20 protein-coding genes are annotated in these 18,903 nt (G+C 64.4%); 7 read left to right on the top strand and 13 right to left on the bottom strand.

Annotated features, from left to right (window positions below):
* Nucleotides 1-246 precede the first annotated feature (246 nt).
* The 3 genes from tesB (at nucleotide 247) to C0606_10105 (ending at nucleotide 3,619) form a co-directional block, all read left to right on the top strand.
* Nucleotides 247-1,122, top strand: a complete 876-nt coding sequence (gene tesB, locus C0606_10115; GenBank protein ID PLX38535.1) for an acyl-CoA thioesterase II — start codon at nucleotides 247-249, stop codon at nucleotides 1,120-1,122.
* Entirely contained in the window at nucleotides 1,119-1,829 is a 711-nt protein-coding gene (locus C0606_10110; GenBank protein PLX38534.1) for an alpha/beta hydrolase, read from the top strand. Before tesB ends, C0606_10110 begins: the two co-directional genes overlap by 4 nt.
* Before the next feature lie 134 nt (nucleotides 1,830-1,963).
* A complete protein-coding gene (locus tag C0606_10105; protein PLX38533.1) occupies nucleotides 1,964-3,619 on the top strand; it encodes a hypothetical protein in 1,656 nt (551 codons plus the stop codon).
* A gap of 105 nt (nucleotides 3,620-3,724) precedes the next feature.
* On the opposite strand, the gene leuC is transcribed toward C0606_10105, so the two are convergent.
* From leuC to C0606_10090, 3 genes are all read right to left on the bottom strand, one after another.
* A complete protein-coding gene (gene leuC, locus C0606_10100) occupies nucleotides 3,725-5,131 on the bottom strand; it encodes a 3-isopropylmalate dehydratase large subunit (GenBank protein PLX38532.1) in 1,407 nt (468 codons plus the stop codon).
* Between the two features lie 263 nt (nucleotides 5,132-5,394).
* Nucleotides 5,395-5,922 (bottom strand): NADH-quinone oxidoreductase subunit F, encoded by a 528-nt coding sequence (locus tag C0606_10095; protein ID PLX38790.1) that lies wholly within the window; start codon nucleotides 5,920-5,922, stop codon nucleotides 5,395-5,397.
* Nucleotides 5,923-6,053: 131 nt separating this feature from the next.
* Nucleotides 6,054-6,284: a hypothetical protein gene (locus tag C0606_10090; GenBank protein PLX38531.1), complete on the bottom strand. Its 231-nt coding sequence runs from the start codon at nucleotides 6,282-6,284 to the stop codon at nucleotides 6,054-6,056.
* A 221-nt stretch (nucleotides 6,285-6,505) separates the two neighbouring features.
* On the opposite strand from C0606_10090, the gene C0606_10085 reads away from it, so the two are divergent.
* On the top strand, nucleotides 6,506-7,165 hold the full coding sequence (locus C0606_10085; GenBank protein PLX38530.1) for a TetR family transcriptional regulator: 660 nt from the start codon (nucleotides 6,506-6,508) through the stop codon (nucleotides 7,163-7,165).
* A gap of 80 nt (nucleotides 7,166-7,245) precedes the next feature.
* Here the strand turns inward: C0606_10085 and C0606_10080 are convergent, their stop codons facing one another.
* Entirely contained in the window at nucleotides 7,246-7,767 is a 522-nt protein-coding gene (locus C0606_10080; protein PLX38789.1) for a 50S ribosomal protein L19, read from the bottom strand.
* A gap of 285 nt (nucleotides 7,768-8,052) precedes the next feature.
* On the opposite strand from C0606_10080, the gene C0606_10075 reads away from it, so the two are divergent.
* Nucleotides 8,053-8,844, top strand: a complete 792-nt coding sequence (locus C0606_10075) for a heme oxygenase (GenBank protein PLX38529.1) — start codon at nucleotides 8,053-8,055, stop codon at nucleotides 8,842-8,844.
* 376 nt (nucleotides 8,845-9,220) lie between these two features.
* On the opposite strand, the gene C0606_10070 is transcribed toward C0606_10075, so the two are convergent.
* The 8 genes from C0606_10070 to C0606_10035 all read right to left on the bottom strand — a co-directional run bounded on the left by C0606_10070 (nucleotide 9,221) and on the right by C0606_10035 (nucleotide 15,726).
* Nucleotides 9,221-9,928, bottom strand: a complete 708-nt coding sequence (locus tag C0606_10070) for a tRNA (guanosine(37)-N1)-methyltransferase TrmD (protein ID PLX38528.1) — start codon at nucleotides 9,926-9,928, stop codon at nucleotides 9,221-9,223.
* Nucleotides 9,925-10,491, bottom strand: coding sequence for a 16S rRNA processing protein RimM (locus C0606_10065; GenBank protein PLX38527.1), 567 nt, complete (start codon nucleotides 10,489-10,491; stop codon nucleotides 9,925-9,927). Before C0606_10065 ends, C0606_10070 begins: the two co-directional genes overlap by 4 nt.
* 54 nt (nucleotides 10,492-10,545) lie before the next feature.
* Nucleotides 10,546-10,980, bottom strand: a complete 435-nt coding sequence (locus C0606_10060) for a 30S ribosomal protein S16 (protein ID PLX38526.1) — start codon at nucleotides 10,978-10,980, stop codon at nucleotides 10,546-10,548.
* A gap of 148 nt (nucleotides 10,981-11,128) precedes the next feature.
* Complete coding sequence (locus C0606_10055; protein PLX38525.1) at nucleotides 11,129-12,661, bottom strand: signal recognition particle protein; 1,533 nt, start codon at nucleotides 12,659-12,661, stop codon at nucleotides 11,129-11,131.
* Nucleotides 12,662-13,023: 362 nt separating this feature from the next.
* Nucleotides 13,024-13,824, bottom strand: coding sequence for a hypothetical protein (locus C0606_10050; protein PLX38788.1), 801 nt, complete (start codon nucleotides 13,822-13,824; stop codon nucleotides 13,024-13,026).
* A 332-nt stretch (nucleotides 13,825-14,156) separates the two neighbouring features.
* Entirely contained in the window at nucleotides 14,157-14,693 is a 537-nt protein-coding gene (locus C0606_10045; GenBank protein ID PLX38787.1) for an O-acetyl-ADP-ribose deacetylase, read from the bottom strand.
* An 87-nt stretch (nucleotides 14,694-14,780) separates the two neighbouring features.
* Nucleotides 14,781-15,125, bottom strand: coding sequence for a carboxymuconolactone decarboxylase family protein (locus C0606_10040; GenBank protein ID PLX38524.1), 345 nt, complete (start codon nucleotides 15,123-15,125; stop codon nucleotides 14,781-14,783).
* 298 nt (nucleotides 15,126-15,423) lie between these two features.
* Nucleotides 15,424-15,726: a phospholipid-binding protein gene (locus C0606_10035; protein PLX38786.1), complete on the bottom strand. Its 303-nt coding sequence runs from the start codon at nucleotides 15,724-15,726 to the stop codon at nucleotides 15,424-15,426.
* A 249-nt stretch (nucleotides 15,727-15,975) separates the two neighbouring features.
* Here C0606_10035 and C0606_10030 point away from each other — a divergent pair, with 249 nt between their 5' ends.
* Nucleotides 15,976-16,956: a MarR family transcriptional regulator gene (locus tag C0606_10030; protein ID PLX38523.1), complete on the top strand. Its 981-nt coding sequence runs from the start codon at nucleotides 15,976-15,978 to the stop codon at nucleotides 16,954-16,956.
* 39 nt (nucleotides 16,957-16,995) lie between these two features.
* Here C0606_10030 and C0606_10025 read toward each other — a convergent pair whose 3' ends face one another.
* Complete coding sequence (locus C0606_10025) at nucleotides 16,996-17,451, bottom strand: glutamyl-tRNA amidotransferase (protein ID PLX38522.1); 456 nt, start codon at nucleotides 17,449-17,451, stop codon at nucleotides 16,996-16,998.
* Nucleotides 17,452-17,682: 231 nt separating this feature from the next.
* Between C0606_10025 and C0606_10020 the strand changes: the two genes are divergently transcribed.
* On the top strand, nucleotides 17,683-18,897 hold the full coding sequence (locus tag C0606_10020) for a carbamoyl phosphate synthase small subunit (protein ID PLX38785.1): 1,215 nt from the start codon (nucleotides 17,683-17,685) through the stop codon (nucleotides 18,895-18,897).
* Nucleotides 18,898-18,903 lie beyond the last annotated feature (6 nt).

Raw genomic sequence — 18,903 nt, 5'->3', positions numbered from 1 at the left:
GATCCCTGCGGGCGAACCCGCGCTACGTTCCCGGCGTGCACGGCAGCGCATCCGGCGTTGTTTTCTTATCGCAGGTGGATGCCGGCAACGGCAAGAGCGAGGGGCAAAATGTCTCCCCGCCGACGCAAGCCTGCACTACCCTTACGGCATCTGGTCAGCGCCCCGTCAAACGGCTACCACTTGTAGCGACCGGTACATGCCGCAGCCGCGAAACCTCCCGCGCAACCGATCCCGAAGGTGACATTCATGCCGTCTGCTGTCGAAACCCTGTTGTCGGTGCTCGATCTCGAACCGCTGGAGCGGAACCTGTTCCGCGGCCGCAGTCCGCAGGTCGGCTGGCAGCGCGTCTATGGCGGCCTGGTCATCGGCCAGTCGCTCGTCGCCGCCTGGCGCACCGTTGACGACCGCCCGGTGCATTCCCTGCACGGCTATTTCATGCGCCCCGGCGATCCGAGTGTGCCGATCATCTACGACGTCGACCGCATCCGCGACGGCAAGAGTTTCGCCACCCGTCGCGTCGTCGCGATCCAGCACGGCAAGGCGATTTTCTCCATGTCCGCATCTTTCCAGCGTGTCGAGGAAGGCCTCGAGCACCAGATCGAGATGCCCGACGTGCCGATGCCCGAAGACCTGCCGGGCGAGGCCGAGTTGCGCGAGAAATTCCTGCACAACGCACCGGAAAACGTCCGCGCCTATTGGGAGCGCGAACGCCCCATCGAGCTGCGCCCGGTCAATCTCGAACACTATTTCAGCAGCAAGAAGTTCGCCCCGCAGCAATATGTCTGGGTGCGCGCGACCGGCGCCCTGCCCGACCGTCAGGACATCCACGACTGCGTGTTGGCCTACGCCTCCGACATGACGCTGCTCGACACTGCACTGTTCGCCCATGGCCGCTCGGTGTTCAATCCCGATCTGCAATTGGCCAGCCTCGACCACGCAATGTGGTTCCACCGCCCGTTCCGCGCCGACGAATGGCTGCTCTACGCGCAGGACAGCCCGAACGCGTCCGGCGGGCGCGGCTTCAATCGCGGTTCGCTCTATTCCCGCGACGGCAGGCTGGTCGCAAGCGTCACCCAGGAAGGTCTGATCCGGTTGGCGGACGACAGGGGAGACGGCGCATGACGGAAACGCCGACCGTCGTTCTCGTCCCCGGCCTGCTGTGCGACCGCACCATCTTCGAGAGAACGCTCGCCCGGCTCGAACCCCATCTCCCGTGTGCGGTCGCCGACGTCGACAGCCAGACGTCAATCGAGGAAATGGCCGCCGACACGCTCGCCGCCCATCCCGGCCCGCTCTACGTGCTCGGCCATTCGATGGGCGCGCGCGTCGCCATGGAAATGGCGCAACAGGCGCCTGAGCGCGTGAAAAAACTGGCCCTTGCCGACACCGGCATCCACCCTTACGTCGAGGGCGAGGAAGTGAAGCGCAACGCTCGTGTCAAGCTCGCCTATGACGAGGGCATGGCGGCTCTTGCCGCCGACTGGCTGCCCGGCATGGTGCATCCCAACCGGCAGAACGATGCCGCGCTGATGGCGCCGCTCGCCGAGATGGTCTGCCGCAAGACGCCGGAAATCCACGAGCGCCAGATCAATGCGCTGCTGACCCGTCCCGATGCCCGCGCGCTGTTGCCAACCCTCACCATGCCGGTGCTCGTCGCAGTCGGCCGTCAGGATCAGTGGAGCCCGCTTTCCCGCCACGAGGAAATGGTCGCGCTGCTGCCCAATGCGCATCTCGTCGTCATCGAGGACGCCGGCCATTTCGCCCCGCTCGAACGCGCGGGCGCCTTTGCCGACGCCGTCGAAGCCTGGGCGCTTGCGACCGACACTTGATTCCCGGCCGTTTCCGCCAACCGACACAACTGTGACGTCGGTCACCGAGCGCCCGCCTCATTCCCCCTAGCCTGAACCCATGACCGCCGATCGGCGGATGTGACGTTCAAACGCTATCCGAGGGGGATACGACAATGGCTTTGAAATATCCGACGATCAGCACGATTGTTCCCGTGACCAAGCTCTACGGCCTGATTTTCAAGGGCACCAACGCGTCCGAATTGCAGTACGGCACCCTCGCCGCCGACAAGCTCTATGGCTTCGGCGGCGCCGACAGCCTGCACGGCGACGGTGGCCATGATTTCATCGACGGCGGCGACGGTCGCGACCGCCTCTACGGCGATAGCGGCAACGATCTCATCTATGGCGGCAACCACAACGACACCGTCTATGGCGGCGCCGACAACGACACGCTCTATGGCGAAGACGGCAATGATCTGCTGTACGGCCACACGGGCGACGATCGCATCTACGCCGGCATCGGTAACGACTATGTGTGGGGCGGAGACGACAACGACAAACTGTACGGCGAAAACGGCAACGACGAAATCGAGGGCAATGACGGCGACGATCTGATTTCGGGCGGGTATGGCGCGGACACGGCGTATGGCGACAATGGCGAGGATACGATCTACGGCGGCGGTGACGACGATTCCCTGCGTGGCGGCAACAACGCCGACTGGATCGATGGCGGCAGCGGCAACGACCAAATCTTCGGCGACAGCGGCAACGACACGCTTTATGGCGGCAGCGGCAACGACACACTGACAGGCGGCAGCGGCGCGGACTACATCGACGGCGGCATCGGGCTCGACGTCGTGTCCTACAAGGAATCCGCGGGCGCCCTCTACATCGATCTCGCAGCCGGCATCGTCTATGGCGGCGAATCGGCGGGCGACGTCCTGAAGAACATCGAAGGCATCATAGCCACCGGCGGCGACGACATGATCTTCGGCGACGGCAACGCCAACCTCATCGCGGCCAAAAGCGGCGACGACCATGTCGAGGGTCGCGGCGGCAACGACACCATCTCCGGCCACTACGGCAACGACACGATCGACGGCGGCGTGGGCGATGACTGGCTGCACGGCGGCGAGCACAATGATCAGCTTTTCGGCGGCGCCGACAACGATCTGCTCGACGGCAGCTTCGGCAATGACACGCTCGACGGCGGAGCCGGCAACGACACGCTGATCGGCGGCGGCGGTGCCGACGTTATCGACGGCGGCGACGGCTTCGATACGATCAGCTACATCCTCTACAGCAACGGCGTGACCATCGACCTTCAGGCCGGCACCGCGTCGGGAAGCGACGCCGAGGGCGACACATTCGTCAACATCGAGGCCGTTATCGGCTCGATCGACGACGACAACCTCTATGGCGACAACGCGGCCAACGAGCTGTCGGGTCTGGGAGGATCGGACTTCCTCGCCGGACGTGCCGGCAACGACACCATCGACGGCGGCAACGGCAGCGACACAATCGACGGCGGCCTCGGCAACGACCTTTTGACCGGCGGCGCCAATGCCGACACCTTCATCATCTCCGACGCCGGCAACAACAACGACACCATCACCGACTTCCGGCTCGGCGAAGACATCCTGTCATTTGCCGCCGACACCGCGATCGACGATCTCGGCGACCTCACCGGCAACCGGGTGCAGCAGGACGGCGATGACCTCATCATCGACACCGGCAGCGAGGAACTGACGTTGGAAGGCATCGACCGCGACGTCTTCATCGCGCTGGTCAACTCCGCCGACGGCGCCGACTTCTTCCTGTTCGCGTAAAATCGAACAGCCCGAACGAAAGCGGCCCAAACAAAAAAGGGATGCGCAGCGGTCTCCGCCACGCATCCCGTTTCGGTGTTTCCCGGCAGGTGCCGGCGAAGGTTCTTAGTGCCAGTCGCGGATGTCGACGAAGCGGCCGGCAATCGCGGCGGCCGCGGCCATCGCCGGCGACACCAGATGGGTGCGGCCCTTGAAGCCCTGGCGGCCCTCGAAGTTGCGGTTCGAGGTCGAGGCGCAGCGCTCGCCCGGCGCCAGCTTGTCGGCGTTCATGGCAAGGCACATGGAGCAGCCCGGCTCGCGCCATTCGAAGCCGGCGGCAAGGAAGATCTTGTCGAGACCTTCCGCTTCGGCCTGCTCCTTGACCAGACCCGAGCCCGGGACGACCATCGCGTTGACGCGCTCGGAAACCGTCTTGCCGTTGATCATCGCAGCCGCAGCGCGCAAATCTTCGATGCGGCCATTGGTGCACGAGCCGATGAAGACGCGGTCGATGCCCACATCGGTCATCGCCGTGTTCGCGGCAAGACCCATATAGGCGAGCGCACGCTCCACCGCAGCCCGCTTGCCCGCGTCGGCAATCGTCGCCGGATCCGGCGTCTTTCCGGTGATCGAGACGACGTTTTCCGGACTGGTACCCCAGGTGACGATCGGCGGCAGCGCGCCGGCGTCGAGTTCGAGCACCGTGTCGAAATGCGCGCCCTCTTCGGTGCGCAGGGTTTCCCAATAGCGCAGCGCGGCATCCCAGTTGGCACCCTGCGGCGCCTTCGGCGCGCCCTTCAGATAGGCGAAGGTCTTCTCGTCCGGCGCGATCATGCCGGCGCGGGCGCCGCCCTCGATCGACATGTTGCAGACCGTCATGCGGCCTTCCACCGACAAGGCGCGGATCGCCTCGCCGGCATATTCGATGACGTGCCCGGTACCGCCGGCCGTGCCGATCTCGCCGATGATCGCCAGCACGATGTCCTTGGCGGTCACGCCGGCCGGCAATTCGCCGTCGACGGTCACACGCATGTTCTTGGCCTTGGCCTGGATCAGCGTCTGGGTCGCGAGCACATGCTCGACTTCCGAGGTGCCGATGCCGTGAGCCAGCGCGCCGAACGCGCCATGGGTCGAGGTGTGGCTGTCGCCGCACACGATCGTGGTGCCGGGCAGCGTGAAGCCCTGTTCCGGGCCGACGATGTGCACCACGCCCTGCCGCTTGTCATGCTCGGAATAATACTCGATGCCGAACTCGGCCGCGTTGTCGGCCAGCGTCTGCACCTGCAGTGCCGACTCCGGATCGTCGATGCCGTGACTGCGATCGGTGGTCGGCACGTTGTGGTCGACGACCGCAAGCGTTTTCTCCGGCGCACGCACCTTGCGCCCGGTCATGCGCAGGCCCTCGAAGGCCTGCGGGCTCGTCACCTCGTGCACGAGGTGGCGGTCGATATAAAGGAGGCAGGTACCGTCGGGCTGCGTGTCGACGACGTGGTCGTCCCAGATCTTGTCGTAGAGTGTTTTCGGGGCGGACATGAACCTTCTCCATTAACGGTCGCAAGGGCGCACCGGACCGGATTTCGATCCGCTGCACCCCGAGTGCCGAACCTTGTCTGGGTATCGGATTGGTCCGGAACCATGGCGGCAACCGGACCGATACTCTTTGAAGGGTGTCTTAGGTAGCCGCAGCCCCACGGTCAAGCGGGATGCGGGGAATAGGTCCCATGCACCCCGCCACGCACCAAAAAAAGATGCCGGGCACGCACCTCGCACCCGGCATCCGGCACCTGTTTGCGCAGCTAGACGAACAGGATGACGTCGGCCTTCTGCGCGGTCGGCAGGAAGCTCGCCGCCCCGCACCAGCTGTCGACCTCGTCGATGAAATCCTCCTTGGCGAAACCGAAGGCGTCGACCGTCATCTGGCAGGCGATCATCTTGACGCCGGCCTCAAGCGACAATTCGCGCAGCTCGGGGATCGACGCGATGCCCTTTTCGCGGAACGTCTTCTTCATCATCGACGACGCCATGCGCTCGAAGCCCGGAATGGTGCCTTTCAGCGCGTTCGGGATCGGCCAGTCTATCGCCTTGAACCAGTCGGGACCGACCGGCATCTTCATCGGCATCGCCGGATTGCCGAGCGGGCTGACCTCGAGGTCGAGGTCCTTCTTCAACAGGATCAGCCCGTAGAAGGTGAAGAAGATCGACACGTCCCAGCCGAGCGCGGCCCCGGTCGAAGCGAGGATGAACGGCGGATAGGCCCAGTCGAGCGTGCCCTTGGTCGAGATGATGGCCAGCGACGGCGTCTTTGCCGCCTCGCGCTCGCGCATCTTTTCCTCGAACCGTTCGTCGAACCAGCGCTCGAACGCCTCGCGCTGCGGATCGGCAACGGGCTCGGCGCCCGCAAATTGTGTCACGGCGACCATGGTGGCCTCCTTTCCTAAACGGTGCGGTGTGCCGCTTACTGGACGCGGATGACGAAGGTGTAGGGACCGCGGTCATCCTGCTCGACGAGCTGATGGCCGGTCTGGTTGCAGAACGCCTCGATATCCTTGACCGAGCCGGGGTCGGTCGAGCGCACGCGCAGCAATTCGCCCGAGCCCATCTTCTTGATGGCCTGGCGAGTCTTGAGGATCGGCAGCGGACAGTTGAGGCCGCTGGCATCGAGTTCCTGGGTGATCGTGGACGACATGGTTTCCTCCTCTCGTTTGCCGGCTTGGATCTTCAATACCGACCAGTTGGTTTGTATAATACAGACCAGTTGGTTTGTCACTTGCGAATATACGCGATATCTGAAATGTGATCGGGGAAACCGGCCGGGAACGGTACGCGCGGGCAGGCGCATCAACCGACCGCGGGCGATGACAAAGTGCGGCCCGAATCGTACAAGTGTGACAGCAGAGAGAGCGGAGCATGCCGGCGAAGGGAAGAGACATGGTCGCGAAGACGAACGACGCAGCGACACGGGGAGACGGCCCAACGCCTGAGCCCTCACCGCGCGACCGGCTTTTGCTCGCCGCCTTCGAGGAAATCTATGCGCACGGCTATCAGGGCACACGCGTCGACCGAGTGCTGGAAAAGACCGGTCTGACCAAGGGCGCCTTCTACTACTATTTCCCGAGCAAGCAGGCGCTCGCCTACGCCGTCGTCGACGAGATCATCGCCGGCATCGCCGAGGAAATGTGGCGCCAGACGCTCGAAGACGCCGCCGACCCGATCGAAGCGATCGGCACCGTGCTCGAACGGATCAGCGTCGAACGAGGCGAGGGCTTTTGCACGCTCGGCTGCCCGATCAACAATCTCGCGCAGGAAATGTCATCGCTCGACGACGGCTTCCGCACCCGTCTGCATGGCATCTTCGCAAAGCTGATCGGCTGGATCGCCGACGCGCTGGCCCGCGGCAAGGAAGCCGGAACCGTGCGGGCGGAAATCGATACGCACGCGGTCGCGACCTTCGTCGTCGCCGCCTTCGAGGGCTGCATCGGGCTCGCCAAGAACGAGCAGAGCACGGCGACCCTTGAACTCTGCGCCACGCAGATCGGCGCTTATCTCGACACGATGCGCGCCCGCTGAGCTCGTAAAGCCGTCATCCGGGCAACAAAAAACCGGCCTCAAAGGGCCGGTTTCTCGCATCCGCAGCTTAAGCGGAAATTCTATTCGACGGTCGCTTCGCCTTCGGCGGCAGCAGCCTCCGCGGCAGCGGCGGCGGCTTCAGCCTCGGCCGCGGCGGCCTTGGCAGCGGCCTTCTCGGCTTCCGCGGCGGCCTTGGCGTTGACGACGGCCTGGCGATCGGCCTCGTTCAGGCGGCGCGTGCGGGCGTTGGTCGACTCCGCAATACGGGCCGACTTGCCGCGACGATCGCGCAGATAATACAGCTTTGCGCGGCGAACCTTACCACGGCGAACCACTTCGACGCTCTCGACCAGCGGCGAGAACACCGGGAACACACGTTCCACGCCTTCGCCGTAGGAAATCTTGCGCACGGTGAAGCTCTCGTTGAGGCCACCGCCGGAGCGGGCGATGCAGACGCCTTCATAGGCCTGCACACGGGTCCGGTTGCCTTCGGTAACGCGCACATTGACGCGCAGCGTATCGCCCGGCGAGAACTCAGGCAGCGTGCGCTGGGCCGCAATTTCGGCCATCTGCTCGTTTTCGAGTTCCTGGATGATGTTCACGGTCACACCCTTTTCATCTCATCGTCGCGCATGTCCGGGCATTCCACCCGCGCCAAAACCGGCGCCGGACCCAACCGCGCGTCACGTGTCGGAAAATCAGTGGCCGTCCATACACTGATCGATTTCCTTTGTCGATACCCGAATGGCGATTTTCCCGCTTTGCAGCAATGGGAAAACGCGATTCCGTCCGCTTCCGCGACGATGCGGCCCCTGACAGTCCGGCGATTGACCCTATATACCGGCGCGAACAGTTCTCGCGAACGCGCCAGAAAACGGGAGCCCCGGATGAACGCACCGCTCGCCGCCAAAGAGATTTCCGCCGAAATCATCGCCGAAACCCGTACCGCCCTCGACGGCCACAAGGTCTATGGCGCGGTGTCGTCACGCGCAAGGCTCGCCCGTTTCATGGAACACCACATCTATTCGGTGTGGGATTTCATGTCGCTGATCAAGACCCTGCAGGCCGCGATCGCGCCGACCACCGTCCCCTGGGCGCCGCGCGGCGACGGCTCGGTGCGCCGCTTCATCAACGAGCTGGTGCTGGAAGAGGAATCCGACGAAACCGCACCCGGCCAGGGTGAGGGTTTTTCGAGCCACTTCGAGCTCTATTGCCACGCCATGCGCGAGGTCGGCGCGGATCCCGAACCGGCCCTGCGTTTCGTCAAGATCGCCTCAACCGACGGCATCGAGGCCGCGCTTGCCTCCAGTCTTGCCCCGGAACCCTCGCGCCGCTTCACCACGCTGACCTTCGATTTCATCAACTCCGGCAAGCTGCACCGGGTCGCTGCGGCTCTGGCGCTCGGTCGCGAACACATCATCCCGGCGATGTTCCGCGATTTCCTCTCCGACATGAGGATCGGTCCCGACGAGGCGCCGGTGTTCCACTTCTACCTGAACCGCCACATCCATCTCGACGAGGACTTCCACGCGCCGCTGTCGCTGAAGCTGCTGAACGCGTTGTGTGACAACGATCCGGCGAAATTCGCAGAGGCCGAAACGGCAGCCCGCGAAGCCGTCGCCGCCCGCATTGCCTTCTGGGACGGTGTCAGCGAGGCGCTCGACAGCGTCGAGGGTTGAGGAGGGCAACATAGCGCCGCCGTCGCCAACAGCACGGCGAGACCACGCGCTTCGCCTCCTCCGTCGTCATCCTCCGAAACATACTCCCACGTCATCCTCCGGCTCGACCGGAGGATCGCTCTCAGCACGGACGACATCGCCGTAGAGAAGACAAGCCAAGCGACGCCGGCCGAGGCGGAATGCGCCTGCGCCGCGCTCGTTGCCGGCCGATCCTCCGGTCAAGCCGGAGGATGACGTGGTGCAAGTGTTAAGTCCGTGCCAGCCCGCGACCTGCATACCGTGCAGAGAGGGGCAATGGACCCCGCATCATGTGCGGGGTGACGGGGAGTGAGTGAGGCAGAGGTCGGCGCTCAATCGTAAGTGAGGCAACTCCCCCTCACCCCTTCTTCTTGGAATACGCATCCCACAGGTCGGGCCGGCGTTCGCGGGTGAGCCGTTCGCTCTCCGCCCGACGCCATTCGGCGATGCGACCGTGATGGCCCGACGTCAGCACCTCGGGGATGGGCAGGCCTTCCCACTCCTGCGGGCGGGTATAGTGCGGATATTCGAGCAGCCCGTCCTCGAAGCTCTCATCGTGGCCGGAGGCCTCCGCACCCATGACACCGGGCAGCAGGCGCACCACCGCATCCATCAGCGTGAGCGCCGCGATCTCGCCGCCCGACAGCACATAGTCACCGATCGACACTTCTTCGAGGCCACGCGCCTCGATGAGCCGCTGGTCGACGCCCTCGAACCTGCCGCACAGAATGACGACGCCCGGGCCATCGGCAAGATCGCGCACGCGCGCCTGCGTCAGTGGTTTGCCGCGCGGGCTCATCAACAGGCGCGGCCGGGGATCATCGGCAGGTGCCGTGGCATCAAGCGCGGATGCGAGCACATCGCAGCGCATCACCATGCCCGGACCGCCGCCCGCCGGCGTGTCGTCGACGGAGCGGTGCTTGTCGGTGGCGAAGTCGCGGATCTGGACCGGGTCGAGCGCCCAGGTGCCCGCCTCAAGTGCACGGCCGGCAAGCGAAACGCCCAAGGGGCCGGGAAACATTTCGGGATAGAGGGTGAGCACGCTGGCGCGCCACGGCTCGCTCATGACGCCTCGCCCGCTTCCTCCGCGGCTGGCTCGTCGTCATCCTCGCCGCCGAAGGTGCCTTCGGGCGGACGGACAACGGCGCGGCCATTGGCCAGATCGATGTCGGGAACCACGTCGCGGGTGAACGGGAGATAGACGCTCGGTCCTTGCGGAGGCGAAATCTCGACGAGATCGCCCGCACCGAAATCGGGCACGGCAATGATGGTGCCGAGAACCGTGCCATCCTCACCGACCGCGGTCAGACCGATCAGGTCGGCGTGGTAGAACTCGTCCTCGTCGGGCTCGGGCAATTGATCCCGGTCGACGGCGAGTTCCGCATTGGTCAGCGCCTCGGCGGCGTTGCGGTCATTGATACCGGAAAGCCGGGCGACGAACATGCCGCCCTTGACCGGACGCAGCGACAAAATATCGATGCTGCGGCCGTCCGGGAGCGTGAACGGGCCGTAGTCCGCGATCGCCTCGCCCGGCTCGGTGAAGCTCTTCAGCCGCACCTCGCCGCGCACGCCATGCGCGGCGCCAAGCTGGCCGAGAAGGAGGCGGGTATCGGTCACGGCAAGGCCCATCCGATTGCAGGGCTGGCCCCGAACATCTGGCCGGGGCCGGCCACAATGTCGGGCTTACTCGCTCGCGGCTTCTTCGGCCGGAGCCTCTTCAGCCGGGGCTTCGGCGGCAGCGGCAGCGGCGGCAGCGGCCTCGGCGGCAGCAGCCTTCGCGTCTTCCTCGGCCTGGCGGGCTTCGTCGATACGCTCCTGAGCCTTCTTGCCCGGCAGTGCCTTCTTCGGGTTGTTGCGGGCCGGGCGGGTCGCCATGCCGGCAGCGTCGAGGAAGCGCAGCACGCGGTCGGTCGGCTGGGCGCCATTGTCGAGCCAATGCTGGATGCGGTCCTGCTTCAGCGAAACGCGCTCTTCCGAATCCTTCGGCAGCATCGGGTTGTAGGTGCCGACGCGCTCGATGAAACGGCCGTCGCGCGGCGAACGCACGTCGGCGATCACGATACGGTAGAACGGGCGCTTCTTGGTGCCACCGCGGGCAAGGCGAATTTTCAGCGACATGAACGTAAGGTCCTTCTTGGTAGTCGTGTCGTGTTTCCGGGTCAAAGACCCGTATGAGAAGACCGGACAGCGCCGGTCGGGTGAGGTGCGCGCGGGCCGGCGGTCGGTGCCGCCTTGCCGGAGCGCGAAAGCGAAATACGGCGGAGCTTCATCGTTTCTTGCCCTTTGCGCCGGGCAGGCCGGGCAGGCCGCCAAGTCCTGGGATCTTGCCGCCGAGACCCGGAAGGCCGGTGGGCAGGCCACCGGGAAGACCACCCGGCAACCCGCCGGGCATTGACGGCATGCCGCCGGGCAGCTTGCCGCTCTTGGCCATCTTTTCGAGCTCGGCCGGATCGACTTCGGGCATGCCGCCCCCGCCCATCATCTTGCTCAACATGCCGCCCTTCTTGCCCATCTTCTTCATCATGTCCGCCATCTGGCGGTGCATCTTGAGAAGCTTGTTGATGTCCTGCACGTCGGTGCCGGAACCGGCCGCGATGCGTTTCTTGCGGCTGGCGTTGAGGAGCTTCGGGTTGCGGCGCTCTTTCTTCGTCATCGACGAAATGAGAGCGAGCTGGCGCTTGAGAATGGAGTCGTCGAGATTGGCGCCCTCGATCTGCTTCTTCAGCTTGCCGATGCCGGGCATCAACCCGAGGATGCCGGACATGCCGCCGATCTTCTGCATCTGTCGAAGCTGCTCGGCGAGGTCCTCCAGATCGAAGGCCCCCTTCTGCATCTTCTTGGCCATCGACGCGGCTTTTTCCGCATCGAACGCCTCGGACGCCTTTTCGACCAGGCTGACGATATCGCCCATGCCGAGGATACGGTCGGCGATCCGCGAGGGATGGAAATCCTCGAGCGCATCGGCCTTTTCGCCGGTACCGATCAGCTTGATCGGCTTGCCGGTGACCGCGCGCATCGACAGCGCCGCACCGCCACGGCCGTCGCCGTCCATACGGGTCAGCACGATGCCGGAAACGCCGACGCGTTCGTCGAAATTGCGCGCCAGATTGACCGCGTCCTGACCGGTCAGCGAGTCGGCGACGAGCAGGATTTCGTGCGGGTCGGCGTTGGCCTTGATCTCGGCCATTTCGAGCATCAACGGCTCGTCGATATGGGTGCGGCCGGCGGTGTCGAGAATGACCACGTCGTAGCCGCCGAGGCGCGCCGCCGTCATCGAGCGCTTGGCGATCTGCACCGGGCTCTCGCCGGCAACGATCGGCAGCGTTTCGATCTCGTTCTGCTCGCCGAGCACGCGCAGCTGCTCCTGCGCCGCCGGACGGCGGGTGTCGAGCGAGGCCATCAGGACCTTGCGCTTGTCGCGGCGGGTCAGGCGGCGGGCGATCTTCGCCGTCGTCGTCGTCTTGCCCGAGCCCTGCAGGCCGACCATCATGATCGCAACCGGCGCCGGCGCGTTGAGGTCGATCGGCTGCGCATCGGCACCGAGCATGGCGATCAGCTCGTCATGGACGATCTTGACCACCATCTGGCCCGGCGTCACCGACTTGATGACGTCGGCACCGACCGCGCGCGTGCGCACCTTGTCGGTGAAGGAGCGCACAACATCGAGCGCAACGTCGGCCTCGATCAGCGCCCGGCGAACCTCACGCAGCGCCTCGTTGACGTCCTTCTCGGACAGCGCACCGCGCTTGGTGAGCTTGTCGAAAATTCCGGACAGGCGATCTGACAAGTTGTCGAACATGTCTCTTTGGTCCGTGCGCGGAGCACTCTCCCTGATCGGCGCCTCAGGCACCCTCGTCGGCGCCAACGGCAAATTGCGTTCGTGCGCAAAGCATGACGGCACCCGTGGGCGAAACCTCGCTGACGGGTGTTGACCTCCGGGATCCGGTCCCGGTCGGCGGTTTATCAGTCACGCATGACGCGAAAACGGGCGAGATATAGGGATTTCCGCAAGGCCCGTCAATCAAAAGCCGCTTCTGGCCGCCTTACGCCGCGAATGAAACCGGCGGACCGGTCAAATGAAACGCCGGAGCGGACCCCTCGTCCCGCCCCGGCGCACCGGTTGTTTCTTTAATCTGCGGCGACCCGAGACGGGCCTGGCCGTCAGCTCTCCTCGCGTACCACCACGCGGCAATAGAGATGCCAGGTCGCGTGGCCGAGTACGGGCAGCACGACGATGAGGCCGAGGAATGCCGGCAGCATGGCGACCACGAGATAGAAGAAGATGGTGGCGGCCCACACGAACATCGCCCGCGGATTGGCCATCACCGCCCGCACCGAGGTGATCATCGCCGTAACGAAATCGATGTCGCGATCGAGCAGCAGCGGGAACGACACCACCGTCAGCGCGAACAGCACGAAGGAAACGATGAAGCCGATCGAGTTGGCGACCAGCAGGAACAGCAGGCCTTCCGGCGTCGACACCAGCACGTCGATGAACTCTTCCATCGAGGTGAAGCTCTTCAGCCCGAGGAAGATCGCGAGCAGCAGGCGCACCTGATACATGTAGATAATCAGGAGGAAGATCGTGACGAAAGCCATCCAGCTCAGCTCGCGCCGGCTCTGCTGGAAGATGACGCCGATCACCGAGCCGAAACCGAGCGGTTCGCCGACCTGGCGGCGACGGCTGACCTCGTAGAGGCCGGTGGCGATGAACGGTCCGATCAGCGCAAAGCCCGCGGCCAGCGGATAGCTGAGATAGCCCATGCCGAAGGCGAACGCGGTGAGCAGGATCGCCATGCCGCCGATCGCATAGATGCCGCCGAAAAAGATGCCGTACATTGGCGCGGCCTGGAAATCGCGGAAACCGGCGGCGAGAACCTCGCCGATATCCTTGACTTCAATAGTGCGGATCTCCGGATCCTTCGGACGAACCGCGGGCGTGTTTCCGTCAGACTGCGCCATCGTCTCGCTTTCAGCCATCGTCATCCCTCTCTCGAGCGTTCCTCAAACTTCCTTCGGATCGCTCCGGTGCCTTGTTGCTTCATTCGCACTCCCGTTTCTGCCTCGGCAGCGACGGCGCGCACGGCCCTTTGAGCGGTTCCCCCTGTGCCCGCCACATCGCGTCAAAAGTGCGCGCGGCGGATTGTCGCAGCCATTGTGAGATCAACTTTCGGGCTTTGTAAATGGCCCTCCCGCGAAAAATCCGGAAAATTCCGTATATCGGACGGATAGCCGACAAAATGTCAGGCAAATTGCCGGGACTCGACCTGTTTTGTCAGGGAAAATAGCCTCGATCAGCCGATCAGAGAGGCAAGTGCGGCGTGATGATACGCGGCGCTCGGCTGCGAGAAGCAGCAGAAAATGACAGCTGAAAAGGCGCCCGGATTCGCGCGGGCCATATCGATCACGCTCGCCGCCGCGATCCGCGCCACCGCATCGCCCGGATAGCCGTAAACGCCGGTCGAAATGGCCGGGAAGGCGACGGTCGCCAGACCGTACTCAAACGCGAGCGAAAGAGAGTTCCGGTAGGCGGATGCCAGCAGCGCCGGCTCGCCCGACGACCCGCCGTGCCAGACCGGCCCGACCGTGTGGATGACATGGCGGGCGGGGAGATCGTAGCCGGCGGTGATCCGCGCTTCGCCCGTCGGACACCCGCCTATCCGACGACACTCCGCCAGAAGGCCCGGCCCCGCGGCACGGTGGATGGCCCCGTCGACACCGCCACCGCCGAGCAGGCTTTCGTTGGCAGCGTTGACGATGGCATCGACAGCGAGCGTGGTGATGTCCGCGACGATCACCGATAGAGCCGTCTCGCCGATCCGATATGCCACATCGTCGTGCAAGGAAGCCTCCCGCACCCGCCGTCGTTCAGTTCCCTACCTCGAAGACCCTGCCCCGGGCATTCACGCCGGAAGGCCTCAGGCCGGGCCGAACACGTTGTCCATCACCGTGAGCGCAAACCGCGCCGACACCGTGGCCGGACCGCCGCCCATCTCGATGGCGATCTCGATCGCCTCGAAGACCTCGTCTTCGGTCGCACCGACCTTGGCGGCGTTTTCGATATGCCACTGCATGCAGGATTCGCAATTGGTGTGAATGGCAATGCCGATGGCAATCAACTCCTTGGTCTTGCTGGCGAGCACCCCTTCGGAAAAGGCCGCGTTCTGCATTTGAAGAAAGGCTTCGTAGACCTTCGACCCCCGCCGGAGAAAGCGGGAATGGGCTTCGGAGCGTTTCTCGATCAAGTCAGTGATTTTATCCATCGCGCAATTTTCCCCTGGTTTGTACCTGAAAAGGGTAGCCGACGAACGCAAAACCGCAAAGGTCCGCATCGCCGCACCCCGGTTTTCCGGGAGTTAGCGCGCATTATTATGCATGACGCCTGCATTGATTGGCAATGGACTTTGCGCAAGAAAAGCCGGTGCGGGGCACATCAATGACCCGCGTGCGAGCGAAAGCGGGCGCCGAAACGGCGCTGGCTGCCGTGCCGGACACGCATCCGGTCCCGCCCAATGCTGCAAGCGCGTTGTTGCCGTACTACGATGGCGTCAAATCACACGCTCACGGGAAGCGGCGTTTCGCCCGCGCCTTGGCCAACACCTTGTTCGACTTGTCGAGTGCTTCCACCGTGATCTGGTAGGTGTGCGGACGTGGCGGGCAGGGTCCCTTGTAGCGGAACGCGCCATAGGGCAGCGAACCCTTGCCGGTCCATTTCACCGTGCCGCCGCCATGCGGATAGTTCGGTGCGTCCTGGTCGATCATCCGGAACCGCAGCTTCGCCGTCCCCTTCGGCACCCCGCGCATACTGATCGGCGGCGACTTGCTATCGAAACACTTTTTCGTCGGCCCCCAGGAAAAACTCATGCTCATCGCCGAGGCAGACGCCACCGATGCGGCGACGATCCCTGCAGCCAAAAAGACCCGTAACAACATTCCGCCCCTCCTCTGCGGTCGTTCAGTCACGCGGACAGTCTATCAGCAAGCCGCCAATGGCGGAAATCAGGGCCGGATTCCAGCGTCATCGCCCAATCCCGGCAACTCGGCATGGGCTTCCCGCCACCTCCCCACTCACCGCTCGACACGGATTCAAATCAGTTGTATGATGCAACTATCATGGCAAAAGAACATTCCTCAGAGCCCTCAGACGAGATCGTCGCCGCCGTCCGCCAGGCGTCGCGCCGGCTCGTTCGCGAGCTCGGCTTCATGAAACCGACGCTCGCGGACACCGATCTGCCGATCTCTGCCGTGCACGCCATTCTGGAAGTCGGCAGCACGCCAGAGCTGACCGCCCGCGACCTCGCCGAACGCCTCAACCTCGAGAAGTCGACGGTCAGCCGCCTTTTGCGCAAACGCATCGAGGCCGGCGACATCGCTGAAACCCCGTCAAAGACCGACAGTCGGGCGAAAACCCTGACCCTGACGGAACAGGGGCAGGCCGTCCTTGCCGCGATCAACACGTTCGGCCAGAGTCAGGTTTCGTCGGCGCTCATGCACCTCGGCACCGAGATCCGCGAGACCGTTGCGACCGGGCTGGCAAACTACGCCGATGCCCTGTCGGCCGGCCGCGCCGAAGCCGGGCGCCTTGCAAGCGATCGATCAATTCATATCGAAGCCGGCTATCGGCCGGGCCTCATCGCCCGCTGCACCGAGCTGCACGCCCGCTACTACGCGAGAACCGTCGGTTTCGGCTGCGCCTTCGAGGCCAAGATCGCGCACGAGACCGCCGATCTGGTCGCCCGTCTCGACAATCCGGCAAACGGCGCCTGGGCCGCCATCGACAGCGGCCGCATCGTCGGCACGATCATGATCGAGGGCGACATCTCGCCCGAACGCCCCGCGCATCTGCGCTTCTTCATTCTTGAGGATCATCTGCGCGGCAGCGGCATCGGCCGGCAACTGCTGGCACGCGCCGTCGAGTTCTGCGACGGAAAGCGCTTCCCGGAAGTCGAGTTGTGGACCTTCCGCGGCCTCGATGCCGCCCGCGCGCTCTATGAGGCCGCCGGCTTTACCTGTGTTTATGACGAACCGGGCATGCGCTGGGGATCGCAGGTGAGCGAGCAACGCTTCACGCGCAAACACCCCGCGCTCGGCTGAGCGCGACGGCTGATCTCCCGGCATCGGTAGTGTTGTCGCTCAGGCCGACTGCAACAGTTCCTTGACGAAGCCGCTCGCCCGGCCGAAATCCATCTGGCCCGGGTAACGCTCCTTCAGAACCGCCATGGTGCGACCCATGTCGCGTAGGCCCTGCGCGCCGATTTCCGCAACCACCTCGGCGCAGGCCACCTTGACCGCCTCGTCATCGAGCTGCTTGGGCAGGAATTCCTGGATGATCGCGATTTCCTCGCGCTCGCCTTCGGCCAGCTCGAGCCGCCCGGCTTCCTCATAGGTCGCCGCCGACTCGTCGCGCTGCTTCACCATCTTGGCGAGAATCTGCAGGATTTCGTCGTCGCCGATTCCGTCCTTGCCCTGGCCGCGCACGGCAATTTCGCGATCCTTGATTGCGGCGTTGATCAGCCGCAGGGTCGACATCCGGCGTTTCTCTTGCGCCTTGGTTGCCGCCTTCAGGGCGCTGTTGATCGCTTCTCGCATTCGCCACCTCGTAGTCGCAGGAACTTGCAAGATTACCCCCCAAGCGCGCCAGAAGCAACCGCAAGAAATCAATAAAACATTGAAAAATATAGGGAATTTTTCCCCAGCAAAGATTGACCTATAAGCCGTCTTGGCATAGTCTCGCCCGCTGGAAAGCGCTGTGCACCCGGACCGTTCCGGCGCGTGCAAATGGCGCTCGCAAACGTCGACAACCACCATTGGAAGCACGCCATGACCCAGCCCTGGGAAGAGCCGCGGCCGACCGGCCTCCTTGTCCTCGCCGATGGAACCGTGATCGAGGGGCGAGGCTTCGGCGCGCTCGGAACCTCGGTCGGCGAAGTGTGCTTCAACACGGCGATGACCGGTTACCAGGAGATCCTCACCGATCCCTCCTACGCCGGCCAGATCATCACCTTCACCTTCCCGCATGTCGGCAATGTCGGCACCAATGACGAAGACATCGAGACGGTCAACATGGCCGCCTCGTCCGGCGTGCGCGGCTGCGTCTTCAAGACGCCGATCACCGATCCGTCGAACTGGCGCGCCATGAAGCACCTCGACAAGTGGCTGAAGGCCCGCGACATCGTCGGTCTCTGCGACATCGACACCCGGGCGCTGACCGCGCTGATCCGCGAAAAGGGCATGCCGAACGCCGTCATCGCGCACGACCCGAACGGCAATTTCGACGTCGAGAAATTGAAGGCCGAGGCCGCCGGCTGGCCGGGCCTGCTCGGCATGGACCTGGTGCCGATGGTCGCCACCACCCAGCGCTACGACTGGGATGAGACCACCTGGCAGCTTGGCAAGGGCTACGGCCGCCAGGAAGCCCCGCACTACAAGGTCGTCGCCGTCGACTACGGCATCAAGCGCAACATCCTGCGCCTGTTGGCCGACCAGGGCTGCGAGCTGACCGTCGTACCGCCGACCACCAAGGCCGAGGACATCCTCGCCATGGACCCGGACGGCATCTTCCTGTCGAACGGCCCGGGCGACCCGGCCGCGACCGGCGAATACGCCGTGCCGGAAATCAAAAAGCTGGTCGACTCCGGCAAGCCGATCTTCGGCATTTGCCTCGGCCACCAGATGCTGTCGCTGGCGCTCGGCGCGACGACCAAGAAGATGCATCAGGGCCACCACGGCGCCAACCATCCGGTCAAGGACCACACCACGGCAAAGGTCGAGATCACCTCGATGAACCATGGCTTCGCGGTCGATTCGGACTCGCTGCCCGACAGCGTCGAAGAGACCCATGTCTCGCTGTTCGACGGCTCCAACTGCGGCATCCGCCTGAAGGACCGGCCGGTGTTCTCCGTCCAGTACCATCCGGAAGCCTCGCCCGGCCCGCAGGACAGCCACTATTTGTTCACCCGTTTCCTCAACCACGTCCGCGCCGCCAAGGGCGAGGAGATGGTTCCCGAGCACGCCGCGCCCGAAAACGCCGCCTGACCGGAC

It is taken from the genome of Hyphomicrobiales bacterium, from assembly GCA_002869065.1.
Lineage (GTDB): Bacteria > Pseudomonadota > Alphaproteobacteria > Rhizobiales > Rhodobiaceae > Rhodobium.
Note: the sequence above shows the minus strand (reverse complement) of the source record. Positions and strands in the feature narration are given on the sequence as shown.